18 protein-coding genes are annotated in these 18,632 nt (G+C 59.1%); 8 read left to right on the top strand and 10 right to left on the bottom strand.

Annotated elements, in window-relative coordinates; translation table 11 throughout:
• Positions 1 to 15: 15 nt before the first annotated feature.
• The 5 genes from N4R57_12190 to N4R57_12210 all read right to left on the bottom strand — a co-directional run bounded on the left by N4R57_12190 (position 16) and on the right by N4R57_12210 (position 3,478).
• A complete protein-coding gene (locus tag N4R57_12190; protein UYV35822.1) occupies positions 16 to 876 on the bottom strand; it encodes a hypothetical protein in 861 nt (286 codons plus the stop codon).
• On the bottom strand, positions 877 to 1,302 hold the full coding sequence (locus N4R57_12195; protein UYV35823.1) for a curli assembly protein CsgF: 426 nt from the start codon (positions 1,300 to 1,302) through the stop codon (positions 877 to 879).
• 144 nt (positions 1,303 to 1,446) lie between these two features.
• Complete coding sequence (locus N4R57_12200) at positions 1,447 to 2,016, bottom strand: hypothetical protein (GenBank protein UYV35824.1); 570 nt, start codon at positions 2,014 to 2,016, stop codon at positions 1,447 to 1,449.
• Between the two features lie 28 nt (positions 2,017 to 2,044).
• A complete protein-coding gene (gene csgH, locus N4R57_12205) occupies positions 2,045 to 2,482 on the bottom strand; it encodes a curli-like amyloid fiber formation chaperone CsgH (GenBank protein ID UYV35825.1) in 438 nt (145 codons plus the stop codon).
• 90 nt (positions 2,483 to 2,572) lie between these two features.
• Positions 2,573 to 3,478 carry a hypothetical protein gene (locus tag N4R57_12210; GenBank protein ID UYV35826.1) on the bottom strand — a complete coding sequence of 302 codons (906 nt, stop codon included), beginning with the start codon at positions 3,476 to 3,478 and terminating at the stop codon, positions 2,573 to 2,575.
• 912 nt (positions 3,479 to 4,390) lie between these two features.
• Between N4R57_12210 and gap the strand changes: the two genes are divergently transcribed.
• Positions 4,391 to 5,386 (top strand): type I glyceraldehyde-3-phosphate dehydrogenase, encoded by a 996-nt coding sequence (gene gap / locus N4R57_12215; GenBank protein ID UYV35827.1) that lies wholly within the window; start codon positions 4,391 to 4,393, stop codon positions 5,384 to 5,386.
• A gap of 143 nt (positions 5,387 to 5,529) precedes the next feature.
• Here the strand turns inward: gap and N4R57_12220 are convergent, their stop codons facing one another.
• Positions 5,530 to 6,111: an ester cyclase gene (locus tag N4R57_12220; GenBank protein ID UYV35828.1), complete on the bottom strand. Its 582-nt coding sequence runs from the start codon at positions 6,109 to 6,111 to the stop codon at positions 5,530 to 5,532.
• A gap of 44 nt (positions 6,112 to 6,155) precedes the next feature.
• Between N4R57_12220 and N4R57_12225 the strand changes: the two genes are divergently transcribed.
• Complete coding sequence (locus N4R57_12225) at positions 6,156 to 6,299, top strand: hypothetical protein (GenBank protein ID UYV35829.1); 144 nt, start codon at positions 6,156 to 6,158, stop codon at positions 6,297 to 6,299.
• Between the two features lie 104 nt (positions 6,300 to 6,403).
• Here N4R57_12225 and coaD read toward each other — a convergent pair whose 3' ends face one another.
• From coaD to N4R57_12240, 3 genes are all read right to left on the bottom strand, one after another.
• On the bottom strand, positions 6,404 to 6,898 hold the full coding sequence (gene coaD, locus N4R57_12230; protein ID UYV35830.1) for a pantetheine-phosphate adenylyltransferase: 495 nt from the start codon (positions 6,896 to 6,898) through the stop codon (positions 6,404 to 6,406).
• Positions 6,899 to 7,003: 105 nt separating this feature from the next.
• The gene (locus tag N4R57_12235; GenBank protein ID UYV35831.1) at positions 7,004 to 7,438 is read right to left on the bottom strand and encodes a CBS domain-containing protein; all 435 of its coding nucleotides are present in this window, start codon (positions 7,436 to 7,438) and stop codon (positions 7,004 to 7,006) included.
• A gap of 79 nt (positions 7,439 to 7,517) precedes the next feature.
• Positions 7,518 to 8,420: a LysR family transcriptional regulator gene (locus N4R57_12240; protein ID UYV35832.1), complete on the bottom strand. Its 903-nt coding sequence runs from the start codon at positions 8,418 to 8,420 to the stop codon at positions 7,518 to 7,520.
• A gap of 134 nt (positions 8,421 to 8,554) precedes the next feature.
• Here N4R57_12240 and N4R57_12245 point away from each other — a divergent pair, with 134 nt between their 5' ends.
• The 6 genes from N4R57_12245 (at position 8,555) to N4R57_12270 (ending at position 15,267) form a co-directional block, all read left to right on the top strand.
• Positions 8,555 to 10,054 (top strand): CoA-acylating methylmalonate-semialdehyde dehydrogenase, encoded by a 1,500-nt coding sequence (locus N4R57_12245; protein ID UYV35833.1) that lies wholly within the window; start codon positions 8,555 to 8,557, stop codon positions 10,052 to 10,054.
• Positions 10,055 to 10,229: 175 nt separating this feature from the next.
• The gene (locus N4R57_12250; GenBank protein ID UYV35834.1) at positions 10,230 to 11,363 is read left to right on the top strand and encodes a carboxylate-amine ligase; all 1,134 of its coding nucleotides are present in this window, start codon (positions 10,230 to 10,232) and stop codon (positions 11,361 to 11,363) included.
• A 202-nt stretch (positions 11,364 to 11,565) separates the two neighbouring features.
• Positions 11,566 to 12,711 (top strand): acyl-CoA dehydrogenase family protein, encoded by a 1,146-nt coding sequence (locus tag N4R57_12255; protein ID UYV35835.1) that lies wholly within the window; start codon positions 11,566 to 11,568, stop codon positions 12,709 to 12,711.
• A gap of 118 nt (positions 12,712 to 12,829) precedes the next feature.
• The gene (locus N4R57_12260; protein UYV35836.1) at positions 12,830 to 13,867 is read left to right on the top strand and encodes an enoyl-CoA hydratase/isomerase family protein; all 1,038 of its coding nucleotides are present in this window, start codon (positions 12,830 to 12,832) and stop codon (positions 13,865 to 13,867) included.
• A 21-nt stretch (positions 13,868 to 13,888) separates the two neighbouring features.
• A complete protein-coding gene (gene mmsB, locus N4R57_12265; GenBank protein UYV35837.1) occupies positions 13,889 to 14,761 on the top strand; it encodes a 3-hydroxyisobutyrate dehydrogenase in 873 nt (290 codons plus the stop codon).
• Positions 14,762 to 14,868: 107 nt separating this feature from the next.
• Positions 14,869 to 15,267 (top strand): hypothetical protein, encoded by a 399-nt coding sequence (locus N4R57_12270; protein UYV35838.1) that lies wholly within the window; start codon positions 14,869 to 14,871, stop codon positions 15,265 to 15,267.
• 360 nt (positions 15,268 to 15,627) lie between these two features.
• Here the strand turns inward: N4R57_12270 and uvrA are convergent, their stop codons facing one another.
• Positions 15,628 to 18,546, bottom strand: a complete 2,919-nt coding sequence (gene uvrA, locus N4R57_12275; protein UYV35839.1) for an excinuclease ABC subunit UvrA — start codon at positions 18,544 to 18,546, stop codon at positions 15,628 to 15,630.
• Positions 18,547 to 18,632 lie beyond the last annotated feature (86 nt).

Below are 18,632 nucleotides of genomic sequence, written 5' to 3' on the forward strand. Positions count from 1 at the left end.
CGGACGCTACAACCATTACCCGGCCGCAGCGATCTTTCTGCTGTTATAAGTTTTGATTATTTCTTTTTGCTTGCTACGATCTTTGAAGGACCAGACGCCCTTCTCGGCTCCCTCGATAATCAAAGCAAAAACAGCCGCTTCAATCGCTTCACGAAGCGCAAACTGCGCAGGCTCGTTTTCCGCGATACCTGCCTCAAGCTCTAGAAGCTGGTTCAGACCGACATATTTGAACACATCCCCCTGCACAACAGTGGAATAGATTGTCTTAGTGGTCGTGACCGAAGCAAGAATGGCGCCGGATTGAACGCTAACAGCGCGCAGGTTGACCGTCACGATGTCCGTGCTGAACTTCGTATTGGCCCCAATTCCGAGGTATTTAGCGCCGATACCGCCATTGGTGATATTCGATTCATAAGCGATCACGCCGCCTTCCAGCAGAAGCCCGGCAAAATTCAACGCATCCAGTGGCGGTGCATTCGGACCAAGGAATTGCTGCCGGGTCGCGGTGATCAACTGTCGTTCGCGCAAGACATTATTAACACCGCGACGTTCAACCAGCGAGAACCACTTCCCCTGGCCAACTTCGTCCAACACATCAACAAGGATCGCATCTGCGCCTTGCGTCACGGCCCGTGAATACTCGGCAAAGTTGGTGTTCGGCTTGTTTTGCCCCGTCAGATCAGGGAATTCATAAACGGCAACATAGATAGGAGACGCCGGCGGTGACAGATTTTCCAACGCGCGCGTTTGCCGCGTCGGTTTGATTTCGGTCGCCTCTTGGGGCGTGAAAAGTTGAAAGTCTGCACAAGCCGTCAAAAGACTGCTCGCCAACAGAAAACATGCGGTTCTCAATGTTCTGGACATGATCAATCTCACTTACGGGCTTGTTGTAGGCTTAGGGATTGTCAAAACTTCGGTTTTGATACCGTCGTTGACCCTCACTACGACATTTGCTCCTACGGTTTCGTAAGTTACCGTGGCACCATCCAAAGTGAACGTACCACTTGTTGGGGAGCCGGTTTGAAAGATTGCATTCGCAATTTGCGATGCGGACCCCGCAATCACACTGCTTCGCAATGCATCGGCAAAAAGATCCGCCGCCGTTTGCTCTTCAAGCAGAAAATCGAGACTGTCATCACTAAAAGTGTTCGCGATATCCGCACCTTGATAAAGATGCCCGGAATTCAACGCATCTCCACCAAACGATGGGTTTACCGGCCTGTATACCAATTCGGCACTGGCGACGAGTTGTGGAAAACTCAACGCGACAATAGATAGGCTTAGCCTTACAAAATTCTTCACTGCTGTCCTCCCGCTTGAATGTCGGGTTACCTCACGCAACTGCGCTGCTCGTCACTTTCCCTAACCGCACTGCCGGCAAAAAGAAAGAAATCGCTCAATTTACAATGTTTTTTTCAGTTTTGTGTTGCCATTTAACCCTTCCGTTCACTTCATTTTTCGAACGTAAGCGCTTCTTCCGTTATCAATAATCATGAGCGTTTCCGGTTTCGTCGTGCGAAACGGAATCTCTTTCAGTCGGGCCGTCGGGCCAAGCTGAAGATGATAAATTGTTTTGTTTGCGCCACTTACTTCAATGTCGCTAAACGCTTTCTGGCGACGCTGCATTACGACAACCCGGTTATTGGCACCAGTCAGCTCCACATTCGAAACGTGATCCTTTCCCAATTGGAACTGCCCGACCGTGTTTTTATTGCCTATTACGGTTGCAGAGGCCGTGTGTCCCTGCCCTTGCTGCGCTTGGGTGATTCCCAGCGGTAAACTGTCGCCGAGCGACACCAATTGGCGCTCAAACCCCGAAAGCTCGGGCGAAACTGCCCCAGTAACCGGCGCTCGCGCCGTTCGTGTTCCCGTCGCGGATTGCTGCTGCGTTACGATCTGCTGAATATAGACGTCGCGCCCGCTGGAATCCTCCGCCACCGAGACAACGGGAGCGAGTGCCGCAACCAAAAAAATTGAAAAAGAATTGGTCGCGCGTCTTAAAAAAGTCAAAAACACAGAAAAACCTCCCGAAATTTATGGGGCGTCAAAGCACGAACGTATTTTTGTCCGTACACTTCGAGCCCGTCAATCTGTCAGTTGCGGTAATTTCGATTTCGTAATAGCCACCGCCACCGGCAATCGTAATTTGCGAGGAACTGGTTCTAAGAGGCCTCCCCGCTTCCAGAGCAAGCGTGCCGCCCTGACTGGCTGACCCCAAATTCCCCGAAGACATCGAAACGACTTCGATTTCATAATCAACGCTGACAGCGACATCCGACATAATCAAACCATAAAGAACGATAGTCTGACCATAGGTATCTATTTTGGCAGAACATTGAAGCCGGACAAGCGACTGACTTCGTATTGGCGCCGCAAGACAAACAAACAAAACAAAAAGCGCAACCAAACCGGAAAATACTGCGAAAAATTTCCTGGCACGAACGAACTCAAACTTTGGAAAATTGGCGTCGCCGATATGCACGAAATTGCGCTCCTGTAAGGCAGTATGCTGCCCCCGAAAATTACCCCCGGGGACAGCCCTGAACTTACAGCCTGTCAAAGGCTATAGCAATCAGTTGCTCTGGTTGGTGAACGAACGGTTACCCGAACCCATCTGAGAGACATTGGCAGTGTGTGCCGCGCCGCTCTGGGCTGCATAGGCAAAGTTGGTCGAACCTTTCTGGTTCAGCTTCACCTTGGACGAGTAGGACTTCGCGGAGTATGTGCCCTGTTCGATGTTGAACCCGTTCTTGCTACCGGTCTGATCAACATCAACCTTGTTGCCATTACCGATCTGGACCGACTTCGAGGCGCTCAGAGCGGCCATATCGGTCCCGGCAAGGAACGGCACATTGTCGAGCGCGTTCAGGTCGGAGGCGAACTGGCCGTTGTTATAGAGATTGCCAACGCCGTTCTTGGTGCCTTGCTGGTTGATATTCTGGTCGTTGCCGTTGCCGATCGAGAAGACGAACGACAGATGGTTGCCGTTGCCGGTCTGCTTCAGCGTCGACGTGTTGCCATTGCCCCGCTGACGGAACTGCTGAACGGAGTTATTCTTGCCCATCTGCTCCAGCTTCGCATCGTTGTTGTTGCCTTGCTGATAGCTGTGGTTCGAGGCCGCGTTGTTGTTGACGCCTTTTTGCTTGATCGTGTGTTTGTTGTTGTTGCCTTGCTGAACCAAGTTCGCACCATAGGTACCGGTTTGCGCCGAGTTCAACCAGGAGGCAGCCAAAACCGTTTTACCGGCGATGTTGCCGTTGCCACGCTGAGAGATGTTCAGGTTGTTGCCGTTGCCGAACTGCTCACCAACCGCGCTTTGGTTCTGGTTGCGCTGTTTGACCACGACAGAGGAATTACCCACTTGCTGCATGGACGACGAATGGCCGGTACCAACTTGGTCAATTGTTGCGAGCGAGCCTGCATGCGCAGCCCCTGTTACACCCATCATAATGGCGGTTGTGATAAAAAGTTTTTTCATAGGAACACCCCAAGTGTCTGTTAAAGCTAACTGATCAAGGGAAAAGCAATTTTGTTTCCCCCCAGAGTATTAATACACAGTTAACCAGACCTAGTCAAAATTAAGACGCGAACTTGCCCCATTTTTGCCATCTTTCAAAACAATACCGTTAACAGACTGTTATTACGTGCAGATTCACCAACAATAGCTCAAAACTGCACCCGTTAAGAGTTATTAACAATTACTTAATACAATCATTAATTGTAAAGTCGCTCTGCCAGGTAAATTATAGCTGCCCAATTTGAGAATCACGAAAAACACCCGCACGCCCTCAACGCTCCCCTCTATAAAGCTGCATAACTCCGAAAACTTGAAACTATCCCATTGAATATAAATTCATTTATTGAATAGGCCGCTCTCAAACACACGTCCGTAGCAAAAGAATTTCTACATATGTGTAATGTTCCGATTCCCGAAGTCTCCGCATTTAAAATATAGACCTCCACCCGAATCGATAAACGGCCGCCCCCAAAAAATCTCCTTCCAACGCGCGCCTCCCCGGCAAGCCCGACAACGCACGCCTTGGCCTTGCCGCGATGCGGCCCCCTCCCCGCCCAAGGCGCTGATCACCTCAACCTCGCCTTACACGCCGCCCCTTTCATCTGGCCGGAAGTATCCCGAAGGTATGGGGGCTGACCCCCACTCGAGCCCGCATGTGGGGGCTGCCCCCTCATAGCCCAGCGCGCGGAGCCTGCCCCCGCGCCAAGTCCCTTCAAACATCCAACCCCTGTCGATGTTAGCGCAACCCCCCGCAAAGTTACCGCTATCACCCTCAAAAACCGCCCCCGCGCCCCTTCCCGCGTGGCCTCAAACCCTCTAAGGCAAGCACAACATTCACCTACCCGTATTTCAATCACCCCAGAGGAGCCTTCCATGACCATCAAAGTCGGCATCAACGGATTTGGCCGCATCGGCCGCTGCACTCTTTCGCATATCGCCAGCAGCCGCGATGACATCGAAGTGGTCAAACTCAACGCCACCGGCCCGCTGGAAACCGCCGCCCACCTTATCAAATACGATAGCGTGCATGGCCGCTATCCGGGCGAAGTCACCCTCGGCGATGGCACCATGGATCTCGGACGCGGCCCGATCGAGATGTTCTCGACCTATGATCTGAACGAACTCGACTGGTCCGGCTGTGACGTGGTCCTAGAATGCACCGGCAAATTCAATGACGGCACCAAAGCCGACGTGCATATCAAGAACGGCGCGAAAAAGGTGCTGCTCTCCGCCCCCGGTAAAAACGTCGATAAAACCATCGTCTACGGCGTGAACCATGACTCGCTTACCGCGTCGGACGTGATGATCTCGAACGGCTCCTGCACCACCAACTGCCTCGCGCCGGTGGCAAAAGTGCTCAATGACACCTTCGGCATCGACTCAGGCATCATGACCACGATCCACGCCTATACCGGTGATCAGCCGACGCTCGATCGCCGCCACAAGGATCTCTACCGCGCCCGCGCTGCGGCCATGTCGATGATCCCCACCTCCACCGGTGCGGCCAAGGCCCTGGGCGAGGTGCTGCCCGCCCTCGCAGGCAAGCTCGACGGCTCGGCGATCCGCGTGCCCACGCCCAATGTCTCCGCCGTCGATCTCACCTTCACCGCCGCGCGTGACGTGACGGTCGATGAGGTCAACGCCGCCATGCAATCCGCCGCGACCGGCGCGATGAAAGGCGTCTTGGGCTATGAAGAAGCACCGCTCGTCTCGGTCGATTTCAACCACTCGCCCGAAAGCTCGATCTTTGCACCCGCGCAAACCAAAGTGATCGGCAACCGGCTGGTGCGCGTGCTGGCGTGGTATGACAACGAATGGGGCTTTTCGTGCCGCATGGCCGATGTCGCCGTCGCCATGGGCCGCCTTTAAGCCCACACAGGAAGCCCACACGCCACCCGCGACACGGGATGCGCAACAGACATAAGAAAACGGCCCTTGGTTCCCACCGAGGGCCGTTTTTCTTGGGGCGCCCCCCGCAACTGGCCTGCAACCGGCCCGCAACCGGGCTAAGCCTAGAGCTTTCCCACCGCCCGCAACGCTTCGCCCGAATCGAACACCACGGTGTCCCGCGCCGCCCCCTCACCGAACGCCGCACAAAGCCACAGCCGGTAATGCGCGATCAAACCACCGCGCAGCGTGAAGATGCTGATCACGTCGCCCGACACCGGCCCGCCGCTCGCCTTGCGGCCCAGCCAGTCGCCCTCATGACGCCCCGAAAACCGCCACGCCGCCATCACCTCCTCTGCCCCGGCATGCTGCCCGGCGGCGCATGTTCCCGCCGCAATCGTTCCGATCTCATAGCGCACATCGCCAATGGCGCGGCGAAACCCCTTCACATGGGCCAGCAAGCCGGCCCGCCCCTCCGGCCCGCCAAAGGCGCGGTTCGCCTCGTCGATCATATCGTCCTGCGCCAGTGTTTCGATCAGGTCCAGCCGCCCCGCGCCGCCCACCTCGTGCAGATAGGTTTCCATCAACTCTGTTGGCGTCATTGCGTCCTCCGCTTCTGTTTTCGCCTCATGGCTCATGCGCTCCTGCCGTTCCTGCGCGACCCTGCGGGCCAAGCGGGCTTGAACCCGCGCAACCGCTCGTGTCATACCCGCCTCCGGGGACGCCGCCCCGAAAACAGGAGCCGAACCAGATGAACAACCAGATCGCCATCGGACTTGGCCTGTTGATCATTTTCCTGCTCGGGCTGGATTATTTCGTCAATGACTGGGGCGGAACTGTGTATTTCCTGCGCAAATTCGCGGATCTGATCGAATGGGTCGCCTTCTGGCGCTAACCCGCCAAAGCGGACAAACCCCCTGCGCCCCGGCTCACCTTCGGGCGACACGCCTGCCCCAAGACCGGCGCAGACCCCTCATCCAACGGCCCTAGCGCCCCGGCTTAGCGTCCCAGCTTGCTCAGCAACTTCTCGTTCACGGCGGGGGGGACAAACTTGCTGACATCGCCGCCCAGCCGCGCGATCTCTTTCACCAGCTTGCTGGCAATCGCCTGCCTGCGCGCATCGGCCATCAAAAACACCGTCTCGATGGTGTGATCCAACGCCCGGTTCATGCCAACCATCTGGAATTCATATTCAAAATCCGCCACAGCCCGCAGGCCGCGAATGATGATCTGGGCGCCAACATCCTTGGCACAATCAATCAACAGGTTCTCGAACGGATGCGCCACGATCTCGGTGCCGGTCTCTTTGGACAGGCCGATAACCTCTTCCTCGATCATCGCAACCCGCTCTTCCAGATCGAAAAGAGGCCCCTTGTCGCGGTTGATCGCAACCCCGATGACCAGCCGGTCCACCAAAGTTGCCGAGCGCCGGATAATATCCGTATGGCCCAAGGTGATCGGATCAAACGTTCCCGGATAAAGACCAACGCGCATGCACTCCCCCCGTCTAGCTGCGGTCGCGTAATATTGTTACGCCGCATTGCAGTATCACGCAACGAATTGCAAGTTCGTATTTCTGCGTAAGTGGTAAATTGGGGCTCAATGCCCCATGATCATACCTTCCAAGGCATTCTTCTCCATGGCAAGCTCGTCCATCCGCGCTTTCACCACATCGCCGATGGTCACAATCCCGATCAGCTCTCCTGCTTCGACAACCGGCATGTGGCGGAACCGCCCGTTGGTCATCTTTTCCAGCACCTGATCGGCGCTGTCACCCTTGCCACAGCACACCGGGTTGCGGGTCATCATCTGATCCACTGTTTCTTGCAAACACACCGCCCCGCGCAGCGCGAGCGAGCGCACGATGTCGCGCTCCGAAATAATCCCCGACACGGCCTTGCCATCATCCGAGACGATCAAGCCACCAATCCGCCGCTCCGCCAGAATCTGCGCCGCATCCGCGACACTTGTTCCCGGAGTCACGGTAATCACGCCGTGATTCCCCTTGGACTTTAGAATCTGGTGAACGAGCATCGGCTATCCCTCCGGCTTTGCTGGCTTTTGCTTGGCTTCACGCGCCTTTACACCAACGTCCACCGGAAGTTGCATTCTGTCAAGTCAGCCGTTCCAGACGCGCCACTTCACGCCGCACCCCTTCACTCAACAACGCGGCAAACCGGCTCAGCCGCTCGACCCGCGCATCATCCGCATGCCGGATCAAATAAAACGCCCGGCTCAGGCTCACCTCCGCCTCCAGAACCTTCTGCACGCCGCTGTCGCTGGGCAGCGCGAAATCATGCACCACCCCCAAGCCGCCGCCCTGCCGGACCCAATTGAACTGCACCGACACCGAATTTGACGCCAGCGCCACGCGCCGCACCCCCAATTCGCCCAGATAATCCAGCTCGGCATCGAAAATCATGTCCGGGATATAGCCGATCATCCGGTGCCCCTCGAGGTCCGCCAGACTGTTCACCGGCCCATGGGCGCGCAAATATTGCTTCGACGCAGCAAGGTGCAGCCGATAATCGGTCAGCTTGGACACCACCAGCCGCCCGGCGGTGGGCGGGCTGACGCCTACAGCCATATCCGCCTCGCGCCGTGACAGGTTGAACACCCGCGGCAGCGCCACGATCTGCACATCCAGATCCGGGTTCGCCTCGACGATTGCGGCACAGACCTGCGGCAACAGGTAATTCGCCGCCCCGTCCGGCGCGCCCAGCCGGATTTGCCCCGACAAGCGTGCGCCCACCCGCGCGCCCTTTAGCGCCTCGGCCCCCTCGGTCATGGCCACCTCGGCCTGCGCCACATGCGCATGCAGCTCCTGCCCCTCAGCCGTAAGCACATAGCCCTGCGGCGAGCGGGTGAACAACAGCGCGCCCAAGTCGCGCTCCAACCGCGCAATCCGTCGCCCCACCGTTGCCGGATCCAGCCGCAACGCCGCGCCCGCCCCCGACAGGCTCTCGGCCCGCGCCACAGCCAGAAAGCATTTCAAATCATCCCACTGTGGTTCCATCCCGGCTCCGATCGCGCTCAAATCCCGTTAAGTCTTGCAAATTTGCAAGATCAACTTTGAGAACTTTCCTCTTTTCCCGACAATTCTGCAAGCCTATCGTCTGCGCGAACCCTAATCCACGAGGAGACCACCCCATGCAAGAGTTGACCCACTACATCAACGGCGAGCACGTCAAAGGCACGTCAGGCCGGTTTGCCGACGTCATGAACCCCGCCACTGGCGAAGTGCAGGCCAAATGCCCACTCGCCTCGACCGCCGAGATGGAACAGGCCGTGGCCTATGCCGAAGCCGCCCAACCCGCATGGGCCGCCACCAACCCGCAGCGCCGTGCGCGCGTGTTGATGAAATTCGTCAACCTGCTCAACCGCGACATGGACAAGCTCGCCGAAGCGCTGTCGCGTGAACACGGCAAAACCCTCCCCGATGCCGCTGGCGACGTTCAGCGTGGCCTCGAAGTGGTTGAATACTGCATCGGCGCGCCGCAAATGCTCAAAGGTGAATTCACCGACAGCGCCGGCCCCGGCATCGACATGTATTCCATGCGTCAGGCCCTCGGTGTTACCGCCGGTATCACGCCCTTCAACTTCCCCGCCATGATCCCGATGTGGATGTTCGCCCCGGCGCTGGCCTGCGGCAACGCCTTCATCCTGAAACCGTCCGAGCGTGACCCCTCGGTGCCGCTCATGCTCGCCGAACTGGCCGAAGAAGCCGGCCTGCCCAAAGGTCTGCTTCAGGTCGTCAACGGCGACAAGGAAGCGGTTGATGCGATCCTGCACAACCCGATTATCCAGTCGGTCGGCTTTGTCGGCTCGACCCCGATTGCCGAATATATCTACGGCACCGGCTGTGCCCAAGGCAAACGCGTGCAATGCTTCGGCGGCGCCAAGAACCACATGATCATCATGCCCGACGCCGACATGGACCAAGCCGCCGATGCGCTCATCGGTGCGGGCTACGGCGCGGCTGGCGAACGCTGCATGGCGATCTCGGTTGCCGTTCCTGTTGGCGATGAAACCGCTGATCGTTTGATCGAAAAGCTGGTCCCGCGGATCGAAAAGCTCAAAGTCGGCCCCTACACCGGTGGCAATGATGTCGATTACGGCCCCGTCGTAACCGCCGCCGCCAAGGCCAATATCGAACGCCTCGTGCAATCGGGCGTCGATCAGGGCGCCAAGCTGGTGGTCGATGGCCGCGGCTTCTCGCTTCAGGGCTACGAGGACGGCTTCTTTGTCGGCCCGCACCTCTTCGACAACGTCACCAAGGACATGGACATCTACAAGACCGAAATCTTCGGCCCTGTCCTGTCCACCGTGCGCGCCGAAACCTACGAAGAAGCGCTCAAGCTGGCGATGGACCACGAATACGGCAACGGCACCGCGATCTTCACCCGTGACGGCGACACCGCCCGCGATTTCGCCAGCCGGATCAACATCGGCATGGTCGGCATCAACGTGCCGATCCCCGTGCCGCTGGCCTATCACACCTTCGGCGGCTGGAAGAAATCGGTCTTTGGCGATTTGAACCAACACGGCCCGGACGCGTTCAAATTCTACACGCGCACAAAGACCATCACCTCGCGTTGGCCCTCGGGCCTCAAAGAAGGCGGCGAGTTCCACTTCAAAGCGATGGACTAAGCGCCAAAGCCCTGATCCTTCAGGGCCCCTCACACAATCTGCACGCGGCAAAAGTCGCGTGCAGATGCAAAATCGGCCTCCCCCGATCCCAAGCGCACCCCCCACATTCAGACTCCAGACTTGATCTTCGCCTGCTGACCTGCTGAACTTCCAGCACCCGGCGAAAGGCGCATCTATGGCCCAAGCAGACCCCGATTTCACCATCGGCATCGAAGAAGAATACCTTCTCGTCGATCGCGACAGCTTCGCCCTCGCCCCGGCCCCGGCCGCGTTGATAGACCGCTGCGGCGCGGTGCTCGAAGGACAATTCTCTCCCGAATTCCTTGAATGTCAGGTCGAGATCGGCTCGAAAGTCTGCAAGAATGTCGCCGAAGCCCGCGATGACCTCAAACACCTGCGCTCAACCGTTGCCCGGCTCGCAGCCGACTACAACCTCGCGCCCATTGCGGCGTCCTGCCATCCGTTTTCCGACTGGCGCGATCAACACCACACCAAGAAAGACCGCTATAACGAACTGCGCGACGATCTCGCCGGGGTGGTGCGCCGGCTGCTGATTTGCGGCATGCATGTCCACGTCGGCCTGCCCGACCCGGAGTTGCGCATCGACATCACCAATCAGCTGTCCTATTTCCTGCCCCACCTCCTCGCGCTCAGCTGCTCCTCGCCGTTCTGGCAGGGCGAAGACACGGGGCTAAGCTGTTATCGCCTTTCGGTTTTCGACAATCTCCCGCGCACGGGATTGCCGCCCAAATTCGACAGCTGGGACGAATTCAACCGCTCCGTCAATGCGCTGGTGGATCTCGGCGTTGTCGAAGACAGCTCGAAAATCTGGTGGGATCTGCGCCCCTCTTCGCGCTTTCCAACGATCGAGGCGCGGATCTGCGATGTGTCACCCCGGTTGGAAACCACGCTGACGCTCGCGGCGATGATCCAGTCGCTCACCCGGATGCTCTGGCGTCTGCGCCAAAAGAACCAGCGGTGGCGGCTCTATGACAATTTCCTCATCGCGGAAAACCGCTGGCGGGCACAGCGCTACGGTATCCGCGATGGGCTGATCGACTTTGGCGCCGGCAAGATCATCCCCATCGCCGAAGCCATCGACGACATCATCGAGCTTGTCAGCGAGGACGCCGAGGCGCTTGGCTGCCGCGCCGAACTCGAACACGCCCGAAACGTGCTCGACGCCGGCACATCCTCGGATCAACAGCGCACCACCTTCAACGATGCCGTTCAATCCGGCCGCTCGCGTGAAGAGGCCCTCGCGTCAGTGGTGCGTCACCTCGTGGACGAATTCCATGCCGATCTCTAGGCGCTCTCGAAATCTTCCAAAGATTTCGACCTGTTTTCCGTCACGGAAAACACCCGCGCTCCGCCCAAAAATCTTCAAAAGATTTTTGACCGAATTCTTCAAAAGAATTCGCCTTCTCACCCCGGTAAAACTCTTGTAACAATCCGGAATTAAACACTCGTTCAATTCATACCCATTCACGTCACGGAGGAGGAGCCACGACATGGATTTTGCACTATCCGAGGAGCAGACCCTGATTTTCGACATGGCCAAAGGCTTTGGCGAAGAGCATATCGCCCCTTTCGCCCAAGATTGGGAAATCGCGGGCACCATCCCCAAAGACCTTTGGCCAAAACTGGCCGAACTGGGCTTTGGCGGGCTTTACGTCTCCGAAGAATACGGCGGCTCCGGCCTCTCCCGCCTTGACGCCACATTGGTGTTCGAGGCGCTCGCCATGTCCTGCCCCGCCGTCGGCTCGTTCCTGTCGATCCACAACATGTGCGGCGGCATGATCGACAAATTCGGCTCTGCCGAGACCAAGGCCAAATGGCTCCCCGACCTCTGCACAATGTCCAAGGTCTTCTCCTATTGCCTGACCGAACCCGGTTCCGGCTCTGACGCCGCCGCCCTGCGCACCCGCGCCGAGCGCACGAATGACGGCTACAAGCTCAACGGCACCAAAGCCTTCATTTCCGGCGGTTCCTATTCGGACGCCTATGTCACCATGGTGCGCACTGGCGATGATGGCCCGAAAGGCATCTCCACCGTGGTCGTCGAAGAAGGCACAGCGGGCCTGTCCTTTGGCGCTTTGGAGCGCAAGATGGGCTGGCTCGCACAGCCCACCTCGCAGGTGCAATTCGACGATTGCACCGTGCCCGCTGACAATCTGATCGGCGAAGAGGGCAAAGGCTTCACCTATGCCATGGCCGGGCTTGACGGCGGGCGGCTCAACATCGCCGCCTCCGCCCTTGGCGGCGCGCAAAACGCGCTTGATCTCACGTTGGCCTATATGGGCGAGCGCAAGGCCTTCGGCAAATCCATCAACCAGTTTCAGGCCCTGCAATTCCGTCTGGCCGAGTTTGAAACCCGCCTGCAGGCCGCCCGCACCTTCCTGCGCCAAGCCGCATGGAAGCTTGATAACAAGGCCCATGACGCCACCAAATTCTGCGCCATGGCCAAGCTGATGGTGACCGACGCGGCGTTTGACGTGGCCAATGGCTGTTTGCAATTGCACGGCGGCTATGGCTACCTCGCCGATTATGGCATCGAGAAAACCGTGCGCGACCTGCGCGTGCACCAGATCCTCGAAGGCACCAACGAGATCATGCGCCTCATCATCTCTCGTCAGATGCTGGCCGATGCGGCGTAAGGCGTAAGACGTAAGACGAAACCAAGGGCAGCGCCCGACCGCGGCTGGGCGCTGAAAGCGTCCGCCCATCGGCGCGGTCGGACGCTGCCGGGCGGGACATCATTCTAAGGCACTGAAAATGACAGACATCTCGATCCGCACCGAAGGCCACGCCGGCCGCATCACCCTGCAACGCCCCAAGGCGCTGAACGCCGTCACCTACGACATGTGCAGCACCATCGAAGCCGCGCTCGCCGATTGGCGCGAGGACGATGCGGTCAAACTCATCATCCTTGATGCGGAAGGCGACAAAGCCTTCTCCGCCGGTGGCGACATTGCCGATCTCTATAAAACCGGCATGGCGGGCGACTTTGCCTTTGGCCAAAAATTCTGGCGCGATGAATACCGCATGAACGCCGTGATCCACGATTATCCCAAACCCATCGTCTCCTTCCTTCAGGGGTTTACCATGGGCGGCGGCATGGGCGTGGGCTGCCACGGCAGCCACCGCATCACCGGCGAAACCTCGCAAATCGCTATGCCCGAATGCGGCATCGGCCTCGTGCCTGATGTCGGCGGCTCGCTCATCCTTGCCAATGCCCCCGGCGCGCTCGGCGCTTACGCCGGGATCACCGGTGCGCGCATGAATGCGGGCGATGCGATCCTCGCGGGCTTCGCCGATCTCTACATCCCGCAGGACCGCTGGCCCGCCCTCATCATCGCCCTTGTGCAAACCGGCGACCCCACCTGCCTCGCCCCCCAGAGCGAGACACCACCGCAGGGCGATCTGAGCAAGAACCGCGCCGAAATCGACAGGCATTTCGCCGCGCCCTCCCTGCCTGCCCTGCTGGGCAGCCTGCGCGCCGATCCCTCCGACTTTGCGGCGAAAACGCTCAAAGCGGTGCTGCGCGCCTCGCCCCTCGCCGCCGCTTATACCATCGAAATGCTCGCCCGCCTCAAAGGTAAAACCGACATCCGCACCGCGCTCGACCTTGAATACCGCTTCACCTCGCGCGCGATGGAGCATGGCGACTTTCTCGAAGGGGTGCGCGCCGCGATCATCGACAAAGACCGCAGCCCGCGCTGGAAACACGACCACGACAGCTTGCCACAGACGGCCCTGCAAACCATGCTGGCCCCGCTCACCGGCGACACTGCACTGAATTTCCAACGCTAAAATTTCGAAAGGGAGAGAGAGATGAAAATCGGTTTTATCGGCCTCGGCAACATGGGCGGCCCGATGGCGGCCAACCTCGCAGCCGCCGGCCACGAGGTCACCGGCTTTGACATGGCGGACGTGTCAATCAAAGGCGTCACCATGGCCGCTTCGGGGGCCGAGGCCGCCACCGGTCAGGACGTTGTCATCACCATGCTGCCCAATGGCGCGATCCTGCGCTCGGTCGCGGATGAAATCATCCCCGCCATGACCGCCGGCGCGGCCCTCGTCGATTGCTCCACCGTTGATGTGGAAAGCGCGCGCGCCGTCGCCGACCAAGCCACCGCCGCAGGCCTGCTTGCCGTTGATGCGCCCGTCTCGGGCGGGGTCGGCGGCGCCTCGGCAGGCACGCTCACCTTCATGGCTGGCGGCAGCGCAGATGCCTTCGCCAAGGCCGACCCGCTGTTTGACATCATGGGCCAAAAGGCCGTCCATTGTGGCGAAGCAGGCGCCGGTCAGGCGGCCAAGATCTGTAACAACATGATCCTCGGCGTCACCATGATCGCCACCTGCGAGGCCTTCGCTCTGGCCGACAAGCTCGGCCTTGACCGGCAGAAAATGTTCGACGTGGTTTCCACCTCAAGCGGCTATAGCTGGACCATGAACGCCTATTGCCCCGCCCCCGGCGTCGGGCCGCAATCGCCTGCCGATAACGACTATAAACCCGGCTTTGCCTCGGAACTGATGCTCAAGGACCTGCGCCTGAGCCAACAAGCCGCCGAAGCCGCCGACGCCGACACCCCCATGGGCCGCGCCGCCGCCGCGCTTTATGAGCAATTTGTCGAAAACGAAGGCGGTTTGGGCAGCGATTTTTCCGCCATGCTGCCCCGGTTTGAAAAGCGCGGGCGCGGCTGACGCGGCCCCGCCTTTCGGCACGGTAACGAAAGCGTGATCTGTTTTTGCGACAGATCACGCGCCCCCATGCGTTTCATCCCTGTCCAACCCGAAACAGGAGAGAAATCATGAACCGCGCCCTTCCCCTCGCTACAATCGCCGTCTTGGCACTCAGCCCGGCAGCAATGGCCGCAGGCAAGCACGACAACACCTGCCGTGATAACGCACGTTGCACCACATCGCAGTCCGACCGTTCGGGCGGCAAAGCCCACAAGACCCGCACCCACACCAAAGTGGTTCGCCAAAAGACCAAGCGCACCACCGTGGTCAAGAATCAACGCCACGTCCACGCCAAACGCGCCCTGCCCGGCCGCGCGCTCACCCACGCCGAATTGCGTCGCATGCCGCATGCGAAGCATGGCAAAAACTACCGCGTGGTGAACAACCGCGTTGTGCAGGTTGATGGCGACACGCTCAAAGTCGTCGCCACCCTCGGCTTGCTCGCGGTGCTGTTGAACAACCGCTAACGCCCCGGCGACCGGGGGTCACACTCCGGTCGCTTACGACCCATGCCAATGGCAAAACTGAACGGGTCACCAACGGGCCGGGATCGCCGCCTCACCGGCTTGCGATCTCGCCAACCCTCCCGACAGCGCTTGGGATCTGGACAAGCTCCCCCGCCATCCCCGCCACTGCGCCCCACGTTGCAAAGCTTAACCTTTTGGAAAGCGTGCGCTCCCTTAACCTTTTCCGACCTGCAAAGTTGCAAATCACCCCGGCAGCCGGAAGTCATACGCATGTCAGCCGGATGTCACCCCCCATTTCTGAGGGGTGAAATCCCGTTAACCCGCCGGAACGCCGCGTTAGGAAAGATTTAGGTTAATCATCTATTCCGCCACCGCACGCGGCTCTGTGCGTGTCTCTGTGCGCGGCGTGCTCTTACCCGCTTCCAGCATCGGTTTCAGGTAATGCCCGGTGTGGCTCGCCTTGACCTTCGCCACCTTCTCCGGCGTCCCCTTGGCCACGATCTTGCCACCGCCATCGCCGCCCTCAGGGCCGATATCGATGATCCAATCGGCGGTCTTTACCACGTCGAGGTTGTGTTCAATCACCACCACCGTATTGCCCTGATCCACCAGCTCGTGCAGCACTTCCAAAAGCTTCCTCACGTCCTCAAAATGAAGCCCCGTCGTCGGCTCATCGAGGATATAAAGCGTCCGCCCGGTCGAGCGTTTGGCAAGCTCTTTTGACAGCTTCACCCGCTGCGCTTCGCCACCCGAAAGCGTGGTCGCCTGTTGGCCCACCTTGATATAGCCTAGCCCCACACGGGCCAGCGCATCCATCTTGTCGCGAATGCTCGGCACCGCCTTGAAGAAGGTCTGCGCATCTTCAACCGTCATATCAAGAACGTCGGCTATGCTCTTGCCTTTAAACTTAATTTCCAAAGTTTCGCGGTTGTATCTCGCGCCCTTGCAGGTCTCGCAAGTGACATAGACATCCGGCAGGAAATGCATCTCGATCTTGATCACCCCATCGCCCTGACAGGCCTCGCAACGCCCGCCTTTGACGTTGAAAGAGAACCGCCCCGGCTTGTATCCGCGCGCCTTGGCTTCGGGCAGCCCGGCAAACCAATCGCGGATCGGCGTGAACGCCCCGGTATAGGTCGCGGGGTTGCTGCGCGGCGTGCGCCCGATGGGCCGCTGGTCGATGTCGATCACCTTGTCGAGATGCTCCAACCCCTTGATCGTTTCACACGGCGCCGGCGTCTGGCGCGCGCCGTTCAACCGCATGCTCGCGGTCTTGAACAAGGTCTCAATCGTCAGGGTCGATTTCCCGCCGCCGCTGACCCCGGTCACACAGACAAACTTGCCCAGCGGAAACTCCGCCGTGACGTTCTTGAGGTTGTTGCCCGTGGCCTTCACAACGGTCAGGCTCTTGCCGTTCCCCTCCCTGCGCGCGGTGTCGTAAGGAATTGTTCGCACCCCGGACAGATACTGCCCCGTAACAGAAGCCGGATCATCCTCAACCTCTTGCGGCGTCCCCTGCGACACAACCTGCCCGCCATGCACACCGGCACCGGGTCCAATATCGAACACGTAATCCGCCTCGCGGATCGCTTCCTCGTCGTGTTCCACCACGATCACGGTGTTGCCCTGATCGCGCAGGTTTTTTAGCGTCAAAAGTAGGCGGTCATTGTCCCGCTGATGCAGGCCGATTGACGGCTCATCCAGCACATAAAGAACACCGGTCAGCCCGCTGCCAATCTGGCTCGCCAAGCGGATACGCTGGCTCTCGCCACCGCTCAGGGTTCCACTCGAACGTGACAGCGTAAGGTATTCTAATCCCACGTTATTCAGGAACCCAAGGCGCTCGCGAATTTCCTTCAAAATCGCCGCTGCAATCTCGTTCTTCTGCTTGCTCAACTGGTTCGGCACCTCTGCCGCCCACTCCAGCGCCTCGCGGATGCTCATTTGCACCAGCTGCCCGACATGCAGCCGCTCTTCCGGCTTGCCATCCACCGGCCCGATCTTCACCGCCAGCGCCTCTTCACGCAGCCGATAACCGCCACACGCCCCGCACGGGCGGTTGTTCTGATACCGCTCAAATTCTTCCCGGATCCAGTTGCTATCGGTCTCGCGATAGCGCCGCTCCATGTTCGGGATCACCCCCTCAAACACCCGCGTCACCTGATAAACCCGGCCCCCCTCGTCATAGCGAAACGGGATTTCCTCATCGCCAGACCCATAGAGGAAAACCTGCTGCACATGCTTGGGCAAGTCCTTCCACGAGGAGTTCTTGTCAAACTCGTAATGCTTGGCAATTGCCTCGATTGTCTGAAGAAAATAAGGGCTTTTGCCCTTGCGCCACGGCGCCAGCGCCCCGTCATAAACCTTGAGCGTTGCATCCGGCACCACCAGCCGCTCGTCGAAAAACAGCTCAACCCCCAACCCGTCACACTCCGGGCACGCCCCAAACGGCGCGTTGAACGAAAACAACCTCGGCTCGATCTCGGGAATGGTGAAGCCACTGACAGGACAGGCAAAATTCTCGCTAAAGGTCAGCCGCTCGGCCTCCCCCTCGACGGGCGCGGTCTCCAAAATCGCGATCCCATCGGCAAGGTCCAGCGCAGTGCGCAGGCTGTCCGCCAGCCGCGTCTCAAGCCCCTCGCGCACCACGATCCGGTCAACCACCACGTCGATGTCATGGCGGAATTTCTTGTCGAGCGTTGGCGGCTCATCCAGCTCGTGAAACGCGCCGTCAACCTTGACCCGCTGGAACCCCTGCTTGCGCAACTCGATGAATTCCTTGCGATATTCCCCTTTGCGGTCACGCACGATCGGCGCAAGAAGATAGGCCCGCGTGCCCTCCTCCAGCCGCATGATCCGGTCGACCATATCCTGCACCTGCTGCGCCTCGATGGGCTTGCCGGTTGCGGGCGAATAGGGCGTGCCTGCGCGGGCAAACAACAGCCGCAGATAGTCATAAATCTCCGTCACCGTCCCCACGGTCGAGCGCGGGTTCTTGCTCGTCGTCTTCTGCTCAATCGAAATCGCCGGGGACAGGCCGGAAATGTGGTCCACATCCGGCTTTTCCATCATATCAAGGAACTGCCGCGCATAGGCGCTCAGCGATTCCACATAGCGCCGCTGCCCTTCGGCATAGATCGTATCGAACGCGAGCGAGGATTTGCCCGAGCCGGAAAGCCCTGTAATAACAACAAGCTGATCGCGCGGAATGTCCACGTCGATGCTTTTCAGGTTGTGCTCGCGCGCGCCGCGCACCTCGATATTTTTCAACTCAGCCATAGTGCCCCCACTCTTCACCTCAGAGATAGTCGAGCCGTTCGCATCTTCCAATAGCGAATTGTGAACAAAAGCGGAACTTGATGTTC

This window comes from Rhodobacteraceae bacterium D3-12, from assembly GCA_025916135.1.
Taxonomy (GTDB): Bacteria; Pseudomonadota; Alphaproteobacteria; order Rhodobacterales; family Rhodobacteraceae; genus JAKGBX01.